This window comes from Nocardia sp. NPDC050406 (assembly GCF_044459025.1).
Classification (GTDB): Bacteria; Actinomycetota; Actinomycetes; order Mycobacteriales; family Mycobacteriaceae; genus Nocardia.
This window is the reverse complement of the sequence record NZ_JBITIM010000001.1, coordinates 929,651-945,366: the sequence shown is the minus strand read 5'-3', so window position 1 is coordinate 945,366 and position 15,716 is coordinate 929,651. Positions and strand designations below refer to the sequence as shown.

Below are 15,716 nucleotides of genomic sequence, written 5' to 3'. Positions count from 1 at the left end.
ATATCGTCCGCTCCCCGCAATACCTCTCGGTCGCGCTGTATGCCGCCGACCATGCGGATGACCCACGCCCTGAACCAACGCAGAGAATCGAGTGAAAACCCATGAGTACCAACAGGATTACCAACGGAACAGAACGAACCGTCATCGAGAACACCCTCGACCGCAACCGCGAAGCACTGATCGCCACCCTGCGTGGCCTGTCCGAGGCGGATGCCCGTCGGCGACTCGTCGCCTCCCTGACAACGCCGATCTCGCTCGTCAAACACGCCGCCGCCGCGGAAAGGATCTGGTTCCAACGGTTTTGGGCAGGATTGGACGAGTCGGACTGTGACGGCTACTCGAAGCGCGACGAAGGCACATTCGATGTCTCCGATGACGAGACGGTGGAGCAGGTGATCGCCGAGTATGAACGCGCCAGCCAACGGTCGCGCGAGATCGCCGCCCGCTTCGAACTCGACGACACCCTCGACATCCCCGGCGAAGGCACGGTCAGCATGCGGTGGACCCTGCTCGCCATGATCGAGGAATTCGCCCGCCACGCAGGTCACGGCGACATCCTCCGCGAACAGATCGACAAGCCCGTACCGCACGATGTCGGTCGGTATCGGTAGCGTCTGGTCCGTGGACACTGGGGAACATATCCAACAGCTCGCCGACCGCATCACGACGCTGCGCGACGCCTACTACCAGGGCGCGCCGCTGGTCGCGGACGCCGAGTACGACGCGATCGAGGACGAGCTGCGCGGACTGATCGAGGCGCATCCCGACCTCGCGCCGGACCCGAACCCGCTGGAGCAGGTCGGCGCGCCCGCGGTGTTGCACGCACCGGTGCGGCACTCACGCCCGATGCTGTCGCTGGAGAAGGCGACCACGCCCGAGCAGGTCACGGCCTTCTTCAACCGGTTCCCCAGCCAGTCGGTGGTCGTGATGCCGAAGCTCGACGGCCTGTCGCTGGCCGTGATCTACGAGGACGGGCGGCTGGTGCGGGCGGTGACGCGAGGCGACGGCACCACCGGCGACGACGTCACCATGCTGGTCCGCGCCCTCGTGGATGGCATTCCCGAGCGCATCGACGCCCCGGGACGAGTGGAGGTGCGTGGCGAGGCGGTCATGCTGCGATCCACCTTCAGCGCCTACAACGCGGCACACCCCGACAAGCCGCTGATCAACCCCCGCAACGCCGCCGCGGGCACGCTGCGCGCCAAGGATCCGGCCACGGTCGCCGAACGCCGCCTGCGATTCTTCGGCTTCGACCTCGACACCCCCGACGACGGCGCCGCCGCCGACCTCGAGGAGGGCCTGAAGGCGCTCGGAATCACGGGCGCGCGAATGCGCCACTGCGACGACGCCGAGCAGGCCCAAGCGGCGATCACCGAGATCGAACAGGGCCGCAACGACCTGGACTACGACCTCGACGGCGCGGTGCTACGCCTCGCCGACCGTGACGCCTACGCGGCAGCGGGCACCAGGTCCAATTCCCCGCGCGGCGCGCTGGCATTCAAATTCGCCGCCGAGGAGAAAACCACCCTGCTCCGCGAAGTGGTCTGGGATGTCGGCAAGACGGGCAAGATCGTCCCCGTCGCGTGGCTCGAGCCGGTATTCGTCGGCGGCACCACGGTCACCAAGGCCACGTTGGCCAATCAAGAGGTGATCCGAGCCCGGGACATCAAGATCGGTGACACCGTACTGGTGCGCCGCGCGGGCGACGTGATCCCGTTCGTAGCAGGCGTTCTCGACGCCGCCAAACGCACCGGCGAGGAACGCGAGATCATCCCGCCGACCGCCTGCCCATCCTGCGGCCAGCCGGTGACGGAACAGGGAAACAGCCGAGAACTGTTCTGCACCAACGTTTCCTGCCCCGCCCAGACCGTACGCAGGCTCATCCACTGGGCATCGCGCGCGGCCGCGGACATCGACGCGATCGGACAGGTGTGGATCGAACGATTGGCCGAAGCGGGCATCCTCGAGCGCCCCTCGGACTTCTACACCCTGACGAAGGAACGCCTACTCGAATTCGACCGCATAGGTGAGGTTTCCGCCGCCCGCATGATCGAGTCGATCGACGCCAGCCGCCAAGTCGGCCTGCGCCGCGCACTGATCGGATTGGCGATCCCCATGGCCTCCGACGGCACCGCCGCGCGCCTGGCCCGAGCCGGATTCGGCTCCCTGGAGGAAGTCGCCGACGCGGGCGAGGAACGCCTTGTGGCAGTGGAGGATATCGGCCCGAAGGTCGCCGCCTCGCTCGCCGCACACCTCACCCGCCTCCGCCCCGAACTAGAGCGACTGCGAGAGGTCGGCGTCTCCTTGGACGTGAGCGAAGAAGACCTCCCCCCGGTCGTCGCCGCCGGAGCGCCCCTAGAGGGCAAAACAGTCGTCATCACCGGCGCGATCAGCGACCCACGCTCCGGCGAGAAGGTCGCCCGTCCAACATTCCAACGCCTCTGCGAACGAGCAGGCGCGACTGCTGCCTCCTCGGTATCGGCGAACACCGACATGCTCATCGCCGGTGCCGGAGTCGGCGAGAGCAAACTGGCCAAGGCGGAGAAACTAGGCGTCGAAGTGGTCGACCAGGGCGAGATCTGGAACCTCCTGATCGCCGCCAAGGTCGTCTAGCCCGGCGGCCGTAGGGTGGCCTCGTGACCGCCGAACTACGCAACCTCGCCGTCCATATCGACACCGGACGCTGGCGCGAAACCGTGCTCACGGCAGTGGATTTGGTTGTGCCCCCAGGACAGATCACCGCTGTCCTGGGCGCGCCCGGCGCTGGAAAAACGATGCTCGCTGCGGCTCTCACCGGCCGATTGCCCGCGACAGCGCGGTATGAGGGGCAGGTGCTGATCAATGGCGAGGTCGTGCACGGTCAGGGGTGGCGGCAACTGCAAGGAGCCGTTGTCGGATACATGCCTCAGGAAGGCGTGACCGCGTTCGTGCCCGATAAATCGGTAGGGGAGCAGTTGCGAGCGCTGGAGGCGAGTCACGGCAAGTGGAGTGTCGAGCGGGCTTGTGTCGCAGCGCAATACCCGAGCAGCGGATTGGATCTGCTGCCGCATCAGAACTCCGGAGGGCAGATACAACGCGCCGCGCTAGCGGCGGCGTTGTTGCCCGAGCCGTCCGTTCTGGTCGCGGACGGGCCTGCCAATTCCCTCGACATGTGGACAGCGTGGGAAGTGTGGAAATCTTTGCGTGAGTACGCAAATTACGGTGCGGCTGTGCTCGTGGTCAGCAATGACGTGCAGACTTTGATCGGCGACGGGGTGGCCGATCGGATTGTAATTCTGCGTGAAGGCCGTGTTGTCGCCGCCGGTTCAGCTGATCTGAGCGATTCCGATCTGAGGGCTGCGCTAACGCTGTTCTAGAGGCAATCAATCGCGGGATTCGCGTTGATGGCGTGCTTCTATGCGGACGTCGGCCTGGTACAGGACCTCGTCGGGATGATGCACGTGGTTGACTTCGAGTAGACCGGTCGGGTCCACATGGGCGGGGGCTCGCCACCCGACTCTGCCCGGATGGTCCGAATTGCCGTCGAGGACTTCGGTTTCCCACCCCGACTGTGTGCCGGTGATTCTTGCGTGGCATTGATCGCAGGCGAGCGTCAGGTTCTCGATGTGGGTCAACCCGCCTTGGGCGAAGCCGAGGACATGATGCATCTGGCACATCGTCGCCGGGGCCGAACATCCCGGACGTGTGCAGCCACGATCGGTCGCGATCCGGGCGAGGCGCTGCCACTTGTTGGCCAACCGAACGCCGGGGGCGAGATGGAGAGGCTTGTTCTGGGTGTGGTCGAACACCATCAGCGTCGGAATCGCGCCTTCGGCCATTTCGAGCGCGGTCTGCATCGGCACCGTGCCACCGGTGGCGGTGGTCGCGCAACCCGACGCCTTCTCCACATCCTCGACAGTCATGGTCAACACGACACTGACCGGGATGCCGCGGTGATCGCCGAGTTTCTGTGGGCCACCGTGCTTGAGGTAGGCGAGCAGCGCGTCGTGATTGCGCTGCGCCTGGCTGCGCGTGTCGCGCGCGGCGGCGGCTTCGACGAGGCTGCGATCGTCCCCGTCGGGGTCAGCGACCATCGGGCTCTCGGGGTCCTCGGGATTGCACATCCCTGGACGCGCCCACTTGGCGAGCATGGTGTCGAGGAACGCCGTCGCTTCGGGGTTGAACAGGCCCTTGAATTCGATCATCCCGTCGATGCGTTGGGTGCTGCGCACCAGCGACCGCATCCGCGCGCGGTCGCGGTCGGAGGTCAGTTTCCCGTCCGGGTCGAGGAAGGCGAGGATGCGCGCGCCGACCTTCTTGAGCCCGTCGGGTGTGCACACGCGCGCGGACTCGACCAGCCGCTCCTCGGCCTCGGTCCGCGACTGCTGTTCGACACTGCTGGGGATGCGGTCCATGACCGAGATGATCACGCGCACATGGTCGGCGGAGACCTCGCCCGCGGCTTGCGCGGCCGCGGTGAGCGCCAGCGCGGGCGGCAGGTAGCCGTTGGGGCTGAACCGGCGATCATCGAGATGCTCGGCCGCGTTGGCGCGCGCGGCCGCGTCCCCCTTGGACAGGTTGAGGGTTTCGACGAGGAAGCTGCGCACCCCGGCGGCCGGGCTGAATCCGTATCGCTGGGCGAGGCCGCGGTCGGCGACGGATTGTGCGAAGCGGTGTTGTACGACGGCGACTTTGCGGGCGAAGGCTTCGAATTCGCGCATGTGGTCGATGAACTCGTCATCGGACAAAGAGGTGCATGAATTGTCGAGCAGGGAATCGAGGAGGGCGTCGAGGTTCGCCAGTGTGGCGACCACGCCGTTCTCGTTGATTTCCCCGCCCGATGTCATGCATCGATTCTATCGCGAAATGCGTTGTGCCAGTGCAGGAATTATTTCTGATATCGGTATCTTCAAATTCTTCTAATCTCTAAAACGGCATTAGTGCAGTCCGCAGGCCGGAATCGCAGCCCAACGGCACCCAATGTCGCGTCAGCTAAAGTCAGGAAAGGCAGGCGAAGCAACCACACTTCATGCTTTTAATCTCGTCCCCCTTAAAACGCGAACCTCAATCCTCCGACGAAACAAGCTTCCCCTCCAACCCAGCAAGAATCCCAGCCAACACCCTCCGCTCCTCACCCCCCAACACCCCCACAACCTCCGCCTCATGCTCCAACAACTCCCGCACCACCCCCTCAATCAACTCATGCCCCCGATCAGTAAGCCGCACCCCCACCGCCCGCCGAGAAACCCCCGACGCCACCCGCTCGACAAGCCCCTCCCGCTCAGCCCGAGCCACCCGCTGCGAAACCGCCCCCGCCGTAACCAACGTCCGACGACTGATCTCCCGAGTCGTCAACTCGTAAGGAGCCCCCGCCCGCCTGATCACACTGAGCAGATCCAACGTCGACGGATCGATCCCCAGCTTGGCCAACGTCCGCCGCCGATCATCCGCCAACACCTTCGCGATCCGCCAGATCGGCGTGATTATCTCGATGGATTCGGTCCGCACACCCGGCAGCTCGCGCTCCCATGACCTGGCGATATCCGCCGCAGGCCAGCTGGCCGCCTGGTCGATCGGATAGTTGTCCGCCTCGAAGTCGTTCGACAAGATCCACCTTCCTCACTACGTTTAGAGCTAAACATATCAAGGAAGGGAGTCGTAATGAAGCGCATCGTGCTGGTCACCGGTGGTGGAAGCGGGTTGGGCAAGGCTGTGGCCGCCCGGTTCCGCGCGGACGGTGACAGTGTGGTGATCACCGGAAGGAATGCCGAGCGGCTCGCCAAGGCGGCCGCGGAGATCGACGCGCGGGCGATCACCTGTGATGCCACTGATCCGGAGCAAGTTGCGAGGATGTCGGAGGAACTCGGGCCAGACCTCGATGTCGTGGTCAATATGGCTGGCGGCAATACCGATTTCGACCGAACCGACACGGAGACAAAGGATCTCGGCGAGGTGATGGCCGCGTGGCGGGCGAACCTGGATGCCAATCTGCTCAGTGCCGTGCTCACCACCACGGCCGTTCTCGAGAAGCTGCGGCCCGGTGGCTCGATCATCAATGTCGGTTCGATCGGTGCCGAGTACGCCGGAAACTCCTACGGTGCGGCGAAGGCGGCTGTTGCCGCGTGGACCGCCGGGCTGTCGGCGCAAGTGGGTGCGGCGGGTGTAACCGCGAACCTCATAGCGCCGGGGTACATCGCCGAAACCGATTTCTTCCATGGGAATCTCAGCGATGAGCGGCGCAAGGAGCTCGTCGGGGCGACCCACAACGGTAGGGCGGGTCACCCCGACGACATCGCTGAAACCAGCTACTTCCTGGCCTCCCCGGGCGCGCGGCACATCACCGGGCAGACCCTGCACGTGAATGGCGGTGCGTACACCACCCGGTGAGGCTCCGGCGCATCAGGTGATGATGCGCAAGGGATGTTCGAGGAGTTCGGTCAGCTGCTGGAGGAAGCGCGCCGCGACCGCTCCGTCGATCGAACGGTGATCGGCGGAGAGGGTGACGCGCAGGATCTTGCGGCTGACCACCTCCGAATTGTTCAGGCGCAGTTCGTCTTTGGCCGCTCCGATAGCGAGGATGGCCGATTCGGGCGGGTTGATGACCGCCGTGAACTGCTCGATGCCGAACATGCCGAGGTTGGAGAGAGTGAAAGTTCCACCGGACATTTCGTCGACGCGGAGTTTCCGGTCGCGGGCCCGTTCGGCCTTGTCCCGGGTCTCGGCGGCGATTTCGGAGACGCTCTTGCGGTCGGCGTCGCGGATGACCGGCACGAGGAGCCCGGCCGGAGTGGCGACGGCGACGCCGAGGTGGATTCCGTGGTGGCGCAGGAGCTTTCCGTCGGCAAAGGAGACGTTGACGGACGGATCGGCACGCAGAGCGGTGGCCACCGCCTTGACAAGAAGGTCGTTGACGCTGACTTTGGTCTTGCCCGCCTCCTCCAGCGTGCGGTTGATGTCCGCACGGAACGCCAGTAGATCGGTGACATCGATCGCGCTGGTCAAATAGATATGCGGCGCTTGCTGTTTGCTCTCGGTGAGGCGTTTGGCCGACACCCGCTGGATATTGCTGAGCGGGACCTCGTCGTAGTCGACCGCTGCGGGTGCAGATGGCGCAGACATGGGCACAACAGGTGCGGAGTCGGGCGTAGTGGGCGTAGATGCGGACATAACGGGCGCGGATTCCGCTGTCCGATGGGCAGCTTCGACGTCCTGACGGGTAACCCGCCCGCCCGGCCCGGTCCCGACAACGGTCGCGATATCGACCCCGAGCTCACGCGCGATCTTGCGCGCCAACGGCGACGACTTCATCCGCTCTCCGGATTCCGTTGCACCGTTACGGGATTCGACCGCCCCGCGTGTGTCGCCAGCGTGGGCGGGGTGGGCTGTGGGCTCACTGGATACCGCATGCGCCGGTTCCGCCACGTCCCCGCGTGCAGGTGTTGCCGCCCCGGTCGCTCCACTCGCGTCCCCGAAGCCCGGTGTTGCTGCCGTGGTCGCTCCGCTGGTGTCCCCGAAGCCTGGTGCCACCGCCGAGGCTGCTCCGCTCCCGACCCCGCGCGTCACTCCCGCCGAGGTCGCTCCGCTGGCGTCCCCACCCGCCAGTGCCGCCGTGGTCGCCCCGCTCGCGCCCCCGCGGGCCGATGCCCCCGAGGTTGCTCCGCTGGCATCCCCACCCGCCGGTGCCGCCGTCGTCGCCCCGGGCACGCCCCCGCTCGCCGAAGTCACCCCACTGGCGTCCCCGCCCGCGGCGTTCGCCGAGCTCCCCCCACCCGTGTCCCCACGCCCCGACGCAGCCGCTCCACTCCCGTCCCCCACAATCGCGATCGGCTCCCCGATAGGCACCCGCGCCCCCGGTTCCACCAGAATCCGCTCGAGCACCCCATCCTCATAAGCCTCGAGCTCCATCAGCGCCTTGTCGGTTTCGATCTCGGCGAGGATCTCGCCGCGGGTGATCTTGTCGCCGACCTGTTTCAGCCAGGCGGAGACGACGCCGTCCTCCATGGTGTCGGAGAGCCGGGGCATGGTGATTTCAGGCAATTCGCTTTTCTCCTGTTTCCCGGGCTCAGCGACGACGGCCCACGGCCGCGAGGGTTTCCACGGCGGCGGTGTATAGCGATTCGGCGGAGGGCAGGGCGAGTTTCTCGAGTGGTTTGGCGTAGGGGAGTGGTACCTCGGCCATGGCGACGCGGCGGACCGGGGCGTCGAGGTAGTCGAAGGCGCCGTCGGAGATGGAGGCGGCGACCTCCGCGCCGATGCCGTAGGTGAGCCAGTCGTCCTCGCCGATGACGGCGCAGCCGGTCTTGCGGACCGAGGCGATCAGGGTGTCGCGGTCGAGCGGGCGCAGGCTGCGCAGGTCGATCACCTCGGCCGAGATGCCTTCGGTCGCAAGGCGTTCGGCGACCTGGGTGGCTACCGTGGCCATACGCGAGTAGCCGATCAGCGTGATATCGGCGCCCTCGCGGGTGACCGCCGCCTTGCCGATCTGTGCCACCGGAAGGTCCTCGGGCACTTCGCCTTTGGTGTTGTACAGCGACAGGTTCTCCAGGAACAGCACCGGATCGTCGTCCTCGATGGCGGCCTTGAGCAGCGCCCGCGCATCGGCGGGGGTACTGGGAGCCACCACCTTCAACCCGGGCACGAACGCGTAGTACAGCTCGATGTTCTGCGAATGCGTCGCGCCCAGCTGCTGTCCGCCGCCGCCCGGCGTGCGAATCACCATGGGCACGCTGGTCTGTCCGCCGAACATGCCGTAGATCTTCGCGGCGTGGTTGACGATCTGGTCCAGCGCCAGCAGCGAGAAGTTGATCGTCATGATCTCGACGACCGGGCGCAGGCCGAGCATGGCCGCGCCGATGGCGGCACCGACGAATCCCTCTTCGGCGATCGGTGTGTCGCGCACCCGCTTCTCGCCGAATTCGGCCAGCAGTCCGGCGGTGATCTTGTAGGAGCCTTCGAAGACGCCGATCTCTTCCCCGATGAGGAAGACGTCGTCGTCGCGCCGCATCTCCTCGCGCAGTGTTTCGCGCAGCGCTTCGCGATAGGTCATGACAGGCACGGTGATTCCTCAGACGGTGAAGAGCGGATCGGCGGGCAGGCGGCGGGAGTCGCTGGGCACCGGGGTGGCGTAGTTGTAGTCGAACAGGCTCGACGGCTCCGGATGCGGACTCGAATCCGCGAATTCGACAGCCGCGGCGACCTTTTCGGTGACCTCGCGCTCGATGTCGGCGGCCGATTCCTCGGTCAGCACCCCCGCGTCGAGAAGTCGCCTGTGCCACAGCGCGATCGGATCCTGTTCGCGGGCGATCGCGACCGCGTCGGTGGTGCGGTACTTGGCCGGATCGACCACCGAATGCCCCTTGAGCCGGTGGCTGGTGGCCTCCAGCAGCGCCGGTTTCCCTTCCCGCCGAGCGGTTTCGATGAGCTCGCTCGCCATATCACGCACGGCCAGCACATCGGTGCCGTCGACGCGCTCACCGCGCATACGGTACGACGCCGCCCGCTTCCACAGATCCGGTTCGGCGGAGGACTTCTCGACGGTGGTGCCCATGCCGGTCTGGTTGTTGATCACCAGGAACACCACCGGCAGCCGCCACAGCGCCGCGATGTTCAGCGATTCGTGGAACGCCCCGATATTCGTGGTGCCCTCGCCCATCTGGCACACCACCACGTCGTCACCGCCGCGATAGTCGATGGCGAGCGCCGCCCCGATGGCCAGCGGAACTTGCCCACCCACAATGGCGTACCCGCCCAGCAGCCGAGTCGCGGTGTCGTACATGTGCATCGACCCGCCCCAGCCCTTGGAGGTGCCGGTGGAGCGGCCGTACAGCTCGGCCATGACCCGGCCGGGTTCGATGCCCTTGGCCAGGGCGTACCCGTGCTCGCGGTAGTTGGTGAACAGATAGTCGGTGGGGCGCATGGCCGCGCCCAACCCCACGACGGTCGCCTCCTCGCCGAGATTGAGGTGGCAGTAGCCGCCGATCTTGGCCTGCTGATAGCTCTGCGCGGTGCGCTCCTCGAAGCGTCGCACGAACAGCATGTCGCGGTACAGTCCGCGCAGGGTCTCGGAATCCTCTGCCGCGTAAGGGTTTTTGGCGGGCTTGGCCGAGCGGGTGGATTTGCGCGGTGCGGTGGTGGTGGTCATGGATGGACTCCTCAACGCTTGCGCGGCGCGATGTGTACCGGCAACCCGAGTCCGGCCAGCGCCGTCTCCATGCCGATCTCGCCGAGGGTGGGGTGGGCGTGAATGGTGTCGGCGAGCTCGTCGAGGGTCGCCTCGAGCGAGATCGCCAGTGCGCCTTCGGTGATCAGGTCGCTGGCCGACGGGCCGATGATGTGCACGCCGAGCACTTCGCCGTGGCGCGCACCGGCGACGATCTTCACGAAACCCTCGGTCTCACCGAAGGTTTTGGCCCGCCCCAACGCGGCGAAGGGGAATTTGGCGGCGATGACCTCGTATCCGGCCGCGCGCGCGGTGTCCTCGGTGAGGCCGACGCTGGCGATCTCGGGATGGGTGAAGGTCGCGGCCGGGATGACCGTGTAATCGATATGTGCCTCGTGCCCGGCGATCACGTCGGCGGCGGTCAAGCCTTGGTGTGAGGCGACATGGGCGAGCAGCGCGCGACCGGTCACGTCGCCGATGGCGTACACGTGCTCGACATCGGTGCGCAGCTGCTCGTCGACCGCGATGAAACCCCGTGCGTCCGTCGAGATTCCGGCCGCGTCGAGCCCGAGGTCGGCGGTGTTGGGGCGACGGCCGACGCCGACCAGCACCACATCCGCCTCGAGTTCCCGTGCCTGCGCCCCGCCGACCGTCACGCGCAAACCGTCGCCCTCGGCGATGCCGGTGACCGTCGCGCCGGTGAGCACGGTGATGCCGCGCTTGCGGAACGAACGCCCCAGCGCGTCACCGATCTCCTTGTCCTCCAACGGAACCAGGCGATCCTGCATCTCCACCACGGTGACCTGGCTGCCGAAGGTGGCGAACAGGCTCGCCCATTCGGCCCCGACCGCACTGCCGCCGATCACGACCAGTCGCTTGGGCACCTCGGTCAGGCCGAACGCGCCGTCGGAGGTGACCACACCCGGTAAGTCCGCGCCCGGGATCGGCAGCCGCGCGGGCACCGACCCGGTCGCGACGATGACGTCGCGCGCACTGATCTCGCGCACGGCGGCGGCGGGCGCCGCGGCGTAGCGCGGGCCGCCGGGGAAGATCGGCGACGGTCCGGTCTCGTACACCCGCACCGTGGTCGCCCCGGTGAACCGCGCGTGCCCCTCGATGACCGTCACGCCATTGGCCTTCAACAGCCCCGCGACGCCGTCGGTGAGTTCCTTGACGATGCCGTCCTTGCGCTGGCGCACCGCGGCGAAGTCGAACCGCACATTGTCGGCGTGCACGCCGAATTCCGCTGCGGCGCTGACCGTCTGGAATACCTCTGCGGAGCGCAGCATGGCCTTGGTCGGAATACAGCCCCAGTTCAGGCAGACCCCGCCCGGCCGCTCCTTCTCCACCAAACCGACCGACAAACCGCGCTGGGCCGCGCGGATGGCGGCCACGTAGCCGCCGGGCCCGCCGCCCACCACCAATAGATCGAAGTCCGGCACTCGTGGTGCTCCTCGTCTCGAGAATTACGACCGCGCCTCCCGGTACGGAGGTGGTCATTGGAGACGAGTCTTGTCAGCGCGCCAGGTGTGAACAATCGCTTCCCAGCCCAGGAAACGAGGCCCGCGACTGGGCGCTGCGCCCAATTCCCGGACAGCGGGACACGGTGTTGTCTAGGATGCCGCGTCGCCGAGGCGCAGGGCCGCGAGCGCCAGGGAGAGCTCCACATAGGAGCGCTGTCCTTCGAGGGGCCGACCCAGCAGCGTCGAAATCCGTTGCAGCCGATTGATCACCGTATTGCGATGGCAGTGCAGCCTCGGCGCGGCATTGGCCGCCGAGCAGTTCTCCATGAGCCATACGGCCAGGGTGTGCAGCAGCGAATCGCGTTCTTTGGCGGGCAGTTCCAGCACCGGTCCGAGCGTCCGTGTGACCAGCAGTTCGGCCAGGTCGGGGGAGCGGACCAGCAGCGCTTCGGGATAGCGCTGATCCAGCGTCACGAGTTCGGTCGCGTCCCAGGGAACTGTGCGCATGGCCGTGAGCGCGAGGGCGTGCGCGGCGTCGACCTCCGCCAATCCAGCGACCGCCGGAGAGACTCCGCCCGGCCCGCGCACCTGGGGCCGCAGCTTGGCCAGCACCGTGGCACTGTCGTGGCGCGCCAGCGACACCAGCCCGATGGTGGCGTCCACCCGGTCGTGCCAGACGGACCGAATTCCCAACGCCCCCAACGCGGCTTCGGTACCGGCGTGCAGCGGTCGCCCGTCGCCGCCGCGCACCGCCACCACCAAGTACTCGCCCTCGATGGGAAGATTCAGCTCCCGCGCCGCCCGCGCGGCGAAGCTGGCGTCGTGGGCCCGTCCCGCGAGCAGATCCTCGATGAGCGCGTGCCTGCGACGCTCGACGCGGCGCACCTGTTCGAGCTCGGCATTGCGGTACGAGGTGACCAGCGCCGAGGACAACCCGTCGATCACCGTCCAGACCGCGGTCCCGGCCGCGCGCAGCTCGCGCGCCTGGATGCCCTCCGCCTTGTCGAGCAGCGCCTCCCACACGATCGCGCCGCCGAGTCGGAAGGTCCGTGACATCGCCTCCAGGGGGACGCCCTGCGCCGCGCGCTGTCTGCCGATGGTGGCGGCCACATCGTCGCGTTCGGGATCGGTCGCGGCGCCCTCGAGCAGGTCCAGAATCCGGGTCAGATACTGCCGACAGCCCTCCCGCAGCTCTTCGCGCGGGACCGAGGTGTAGTCGGTCCACTCCGGGTTGTCGGTGAAGATGGCCGACAGCAACTGCCGCGTCAGCGCGGGGATCTCCGCGCGGCAGGCGGCCGCCAGCGCGCGTGTGCTCGCGGTGGAGACCGGTTGATGGGGTGTTGCCATAAGGCTCGACGCTATGGCATGGCGTCGCCGCGCTCGCGGGAGAGTCCTGTTCGAGAACCCCCGAGCGCGAAGACCGGTCACGTACCATGACCGCGTTTTTTCTCTCCGCGTGACAGGAAATCCATGACCGAACAAGCGACACCCCCGACAGTGGCGGCCGAGCCCGCGGTCGATGGCCGCAGGATCGCTACCGCGAGCTTCATCGGCACCGCGATCGAGTTCTACGACTACTACATCTACGGCACGGCCGCCGCGCTGGTGTTGAACGCGCAATTCTTCCCGGACCTCTCACCGGTCGCGGGCACGCTGGCCTCGCTGTCGACCTTCGCCATCGGCTTCGTCGCCCGACCGCTGGGCGCGGTCATCTTCGGCCACTTCGGCGACCGCATCGGCCGCAAGACCACGCTGGTGATATCGCTGCTGCTCATGGGCCTGTCCACAGCCTTCGTCGGACTGCTGCCCGGCTACGCCACCCTGGGCGTACTCGCGCCGATTCTGCTGGTGGCGCTGCGCGTGCTCCAAGGCATCGGCCTCGGCGGCGAATGGGGCGGCGCCGCACTGCTTTCCACCGAACACGCGCCCAAGAACAAGCGCGGGCTGTTCGCGGCCGCGGCGCAAATGGGTTCGCCCGTGGGGTATTTCATCGCCACCGCCATTTTCTGGGCGCTGTCGGTGTGGCTGCCCAAGGACGCGTTCGATTCGTGGGGCTGGCGTATCCCGTTCCTGCTGTCGTTCGTGCTCGTCGCCGTCGGGCTGCGAATCCGCTTGAAGGTAGCCGAAACCCCCGCCTTCGCCGAATTGGTCGCCAAGAAGGAGGCCAACCGGGTGCCGCTGGCGAGCGTGGTGCGTCGCTACCCGAGAGAGCTGCTGCTCGGCGCGGGGTCGATCGTCGTGGTGTACGTGATGTTCTACACCGCCGCCACCTACTGTCTGACCTACACCACCAAGACGCTCGGCATTCCACGCAACACCATGCTGGCGCTGACCCTCATCGCTGTGGTGGTGCTGGGCGTGACCACCTTCGTGGTGGCGCGGCAATCCGATCTGACCGGGCGGCGCACGCTCATGCTCGGCGGCGCGGCCTTCGGCGTGGTGTGGGGAATGGTGCTGTTCCCGCTGCTCAATACCGAGAACCTGGTATTGGTCGTGGTCGGCCTGTCGGGCGCGCTGCTGTGCATGGGCATCGTCTACGGCCCGCTCGGCGCGTTCCTGCCGGAGCTCTTCGGCACCGACGTGCGGTATTCCGGCGCGGGTATCGCCTACAACCTCGGCGGTGTGCTCGGCGGCGGTATCGCTCCGCTGATAGTCGCCCAGCTCGCCGAGACCGCCGGGACCACCGCGGTCGGGTGGTTCCTCAGCGCCATGGCCCTGCTCTCGCTGCTGTGCATTCTCGCGCTACCGGAGACTAGGCACCGCGACCTCGAAAAGGTCTGAGACAGCACCTGATTCAGGGCAGCATCGGTGATCCGGGGCGGTCAGTCGTTGCGGAACTGCTCGGTGCGGTGCGAGAGCCGCTCGGTGAAGGTCTCCGCCCACGCCACCGCCTCCGGCTCGTCCACTTCCCGGGCCCCGCGCCGTGCCCTCGGCAGTTCCAACCCCTCGGGCCGCAGCGCCCGTCCCGGCCGAGACCGCAGCGCGACCAGTCGCACACTCCAGCGGAGATACGCCTCCACACTCATCCCCGCGCACTCGGCCGCATCCCGCAGAATGTCCCACTCGTCGCCGTCCACGGACACGGTCACCGTGATTTCCCTGGTCGCCATACCTACCCACGGTAGTCCTACGAGCGCGTGGCCAACACTTTTCGGTCGATTGAACGAATTTCACGTCGTCGCGGTCGCCCCCCGACAGCTTTCCACGAAGGCGCGAATCGCCGGTTCGCCACGTCGCCGCGTCGGATACGCGACACCCACTTCGCTGGGGCCGAGCCCGTCCACCGGCCGATACACGACACCCGGCCGCTGATAGAACCGTTCGGCGGCGGCCTGCATGATGGCGAGGCCCTGACCACTGGCGATGGCGCTGAGGCACTCCTCCGGATTGTGCGCGATCGCCCCGATGCGCACCGGATGTCCGCCCCGCTCGTCGACGCCGAGCCAATAGTCGCGCCACGCACCGGCTTCGACGGGTATGGCCACGAACGGCTCGTCCAGCAGCTCGCCGAAATCGAGGCGCTCGCGCTCGGCCAGGTGGTGCGTGCACGGCAGCGCGATGACGCGGGGTTCGCTGAAGAGCACCTCGGTATCGAACCCGTCGAGGCCGGGCGCGGGCAGGCGCAGCAGCGCCACATCGGAGTCGCCGGTGGCCAAACCCGCTGTGGGATCGGACCATTCGAACTGGCGCAGCACGATCCGCCAGTCCGGAATCCGCCCGGTGAAATCGGTCAGGATCCGTCGGGTGAGCTCATTGGCGGCCATCGGCACGAACCCCAGCCGCAGCGTGCGCACGCCGTGCCGGTCGGCCGTGTGCGCCGCCGCCAGCGCGAGATCCCAACTGCCGAGCACGGTTTCGGCGTGCTGGGCCAGCGCCGCACCCGCCTCCGTCAACGCCATTCCCGAGCGCGAGCGCGTGAACAGCGTCAGCCCCAATTGGTTCTCCAGGTGCTGGATCTGTTTGGTGAGCGAGGGCTGCGCGATGAACAGCCGCCGCGCCGCGCGCGTCAGATTGCCCTCCTCGGCGACCACGGCGAAGTACCGCAGCAGCCGAGTGTTGATATCCATTCCGATCAGGCTATGGAACCAGGTATTGGACGGTATCGGCGGGGTCCG

14 protein-coding genes are annotated in these 15,716 nt (G+C 67.1%); 5 read left to right on the top strand and 9 right to left on the bottom strand.

Annotated features, from left to right (window positions below; genetic code table 11):
• Nucleotides 1-101: 101 nt before the first annotated feature.
• From ACIBH2_RS04375 to ACIBH2_RS04365, 3 genes are read left to right on the top strand one after another with little or no spacing between them, the layout of a single operon-like run.
• Nucleotides 102-611 carry a DinB family protein gene (locus ACIBH2_RS04375; protein WP_397113336.1) on the top strand — a complete coding sequence of 170 codons (510 nt, stop codon included), beginning with the start codon at nucleotides 102-104 and terminating at the stop codon, nucleotides 609-611.
• Between the two features lie 10 nt (nucleotides 612-621).
• Entirely contained in the window at nucleotides 622-2,613 is a 1,992-nt protein-coding gene (gene ligA / locus ACIBH2_RS04370) for an NAD-dependent DNA ligase LigA (protein ID WP_397113334.1), read from the top strand.
• Between the two features lie 23 nt (nucleotides 2,614-2,636).
• Nucleotides 2,637-3,356, top strand: coding sequence for an ATP-binding cassette domain-containing protein (locus ACIBH2_RS04365; RefSeq protein ID WP_397113332.1), 720 nt, complete (start codon nucleotides 2,637-2,639; stop codon nucleotides 3,354-3,356).
• A 6-nt stretch (nucleotides 3,357-3,362) separates the two neighbouring features.
• Here ACIBH2_RS04365 and ACIBH2_RS04360 read toward each other — a convergent pair whose 3' ends face one another.
• Nucleotides 3,363-4,826: a DUF222 domain-containing protein gene (locus ACIBH2_RS04360; RefSeq protein WP_397113330.1), complete on the bottom strand. Its 1,464-nt coding sequence runs from the start codon at nucleotides 4,824-4,826 to the stop codon at nucleotides 3,363-3,365.
• A gap of 217 nt (nucleotides 4,827-5,043) precedes the next feature.
• Nucleotides 5,044-5,586 (bottom strand): MarR family winged helix-turn-helix transcriptional regulator, encoded by a 543-nt coding sequence (locus ACIBH2_RS04355; RefSeq protein ID WP_397113328.1) that lies wholly within the window; start codon nucleotides 5,584-5,586, stop codon nucleotides 5,044-5,046.
• A gap of 54 nt (nucleotides 5,587-5,640) precedes the next feature.
• On the opposite strand from ACIBH2_RS04355, the gene ACIBH2_RS04350 reads away from it, so the two are divergent.
• Entirely contained in the window at nucleotides 5,641-6,366 is a 726-nt protein-coding gene (locus ACIBH2_RS04350) for an SDR family NAD(P)-dependent oxidoreductase (protein WP_397113326.1), read from the top strand.
• Nucleotides 6,367-6,378: 12 nt separating this feature from the next.
• Here the strand turns inward: ACIBH2_RS04350 and ACIBH2_RS04345 are convergent, their stop codons facing one another.
• The 5 genes from ACIBH2_RS04345 to ACIBH2_RS04325 all read right to left on the bottom strand — a co-directional run bounded on the left by ACIBH2_RS04345 (nucleotide 6,379) and on the right by ACIBH2_RS04325 (nucleotide 12,948).
• Entirely contained in the window at nucleotides 6,379-8,016 is a 1,638-nt protein-coding gene (locus ACIBH2_RS04345; protein ID WP_397113324.1) for a 2-oxo acid dehydrogenase subunit E2, read from the bottom strand.
• A 25-nt stretch (nucleotides 8,017-8,041) separates the two neighbouring features.
• Nucleotides 8,042-9,025: an alpha-ketoacid dehydrogenase subunit beta gene (locus ACIBH2_RS04340; protein WP_397113322.1), complete on the bottom strand. Its 984-nt coding sequence runs from the start codon at nucleotides 9,023-9,025 to the stop codon at nucleotides 8,042-8,044.
• An 18-nt stretch (nucleotides 9,026-9,043) separates the two neighbouring features.
• The gene (pdhA, locus tag ACIBH2_RS04335; RefSeq protein ID WP_397113320.1) at nucleotides 9,044-10,120 is read right to left on the bottom strand and encodes a pyruvate dehydrogenase (acetyl-transferring) E1 component subunit alpha; all 1,077 of its coding nucleotides are present in this window, start codon (nucleotides 10,118-10,120) and stop codon (nucleotides 9,044-9,046) included.
• A gap of 11 nt (nucleotides 10,121-10,131) precedes the next feature.
• On the bottom strand, nucleotides 10,132-11,580 hold the full coding sequence (gene lpdA / locus ACIBH2_RS04330; protein ID WP_397113318.1) for a dihydrolipoyl dehydrogenase: 1,449 nt from the start codon (nucleotides 11,578-11,580) through the stop codon (nucleotides 10,132-10,134).
• 171 nt (nucleotides 11,581-11,751) lie between these two features.
• Nucleotides 11,752-12,948 (bottom strand): PucR family transcriptional regulator, encoded by a 1,197-nt coding sequence (locus tag ACIBH2_RS04325; protein WP_397113316.1) that lies wholly within the window; start codon nucleotides 12,946-12,948, stop codon nucleotides 11,752-11,754.
• 123 nt (nucleotides 12,949-13,071) lie between these two features.
• On the opposite strand from ACIBH2_RS04325, the gene ACIBH2_RS04320 reads away from it, so the two are divergent.
• Nucleotides 13,072-14,382: an MFS transporter gene (locus ACIBH2_RS04320; RefSeq protein WP_397113314.1), complete on the top strand. Its 1,311-nt coding sequence runs from the start codon at nucleotides 13,072-13,074 to the stop codon at nucleotides 14,380-14,382.
• Nucleotides 14,383-14,423: 41 nt separating this feature from the next.
• On the opposite strand, the gene ACIBH2_RS04315 is transcribed toward ACIBH2_RS04320, so the two are convergent.
• Both ACIBH2_RS04315 and ACIBH2_RS04310 read right to left on the bottom strand, forming a co-directional pair.
• A complete protein-coding gene (locus ACIBH2_RS04315) occupies nucleotides 14,424-14,711 on the bottom strand; it encodes a hypothetical protein (RefSeq protein ID WP_397113312.1) in 288 nt (95 codons plus the stop codon).
• A 60-nt stretch (nucleotides 14,712-14,771) separates the two neighbouring features.
• The gene (locus ACIBH2_RS04310) at nucleotides 14,772-15,668 is read right to left on the bottom strand and encodes a LysR family transcriptional regulator (RefSeq protein ID WP_397113310.1); all 897 of its coding nucleotides are present in this window, start codon (nucleotides 15,666-15,668) and stop codon (nucleotides 14,772-14,774) included.
• Nucleotides 15,669-15,716 lie beyond the last annotated feature (48 nt).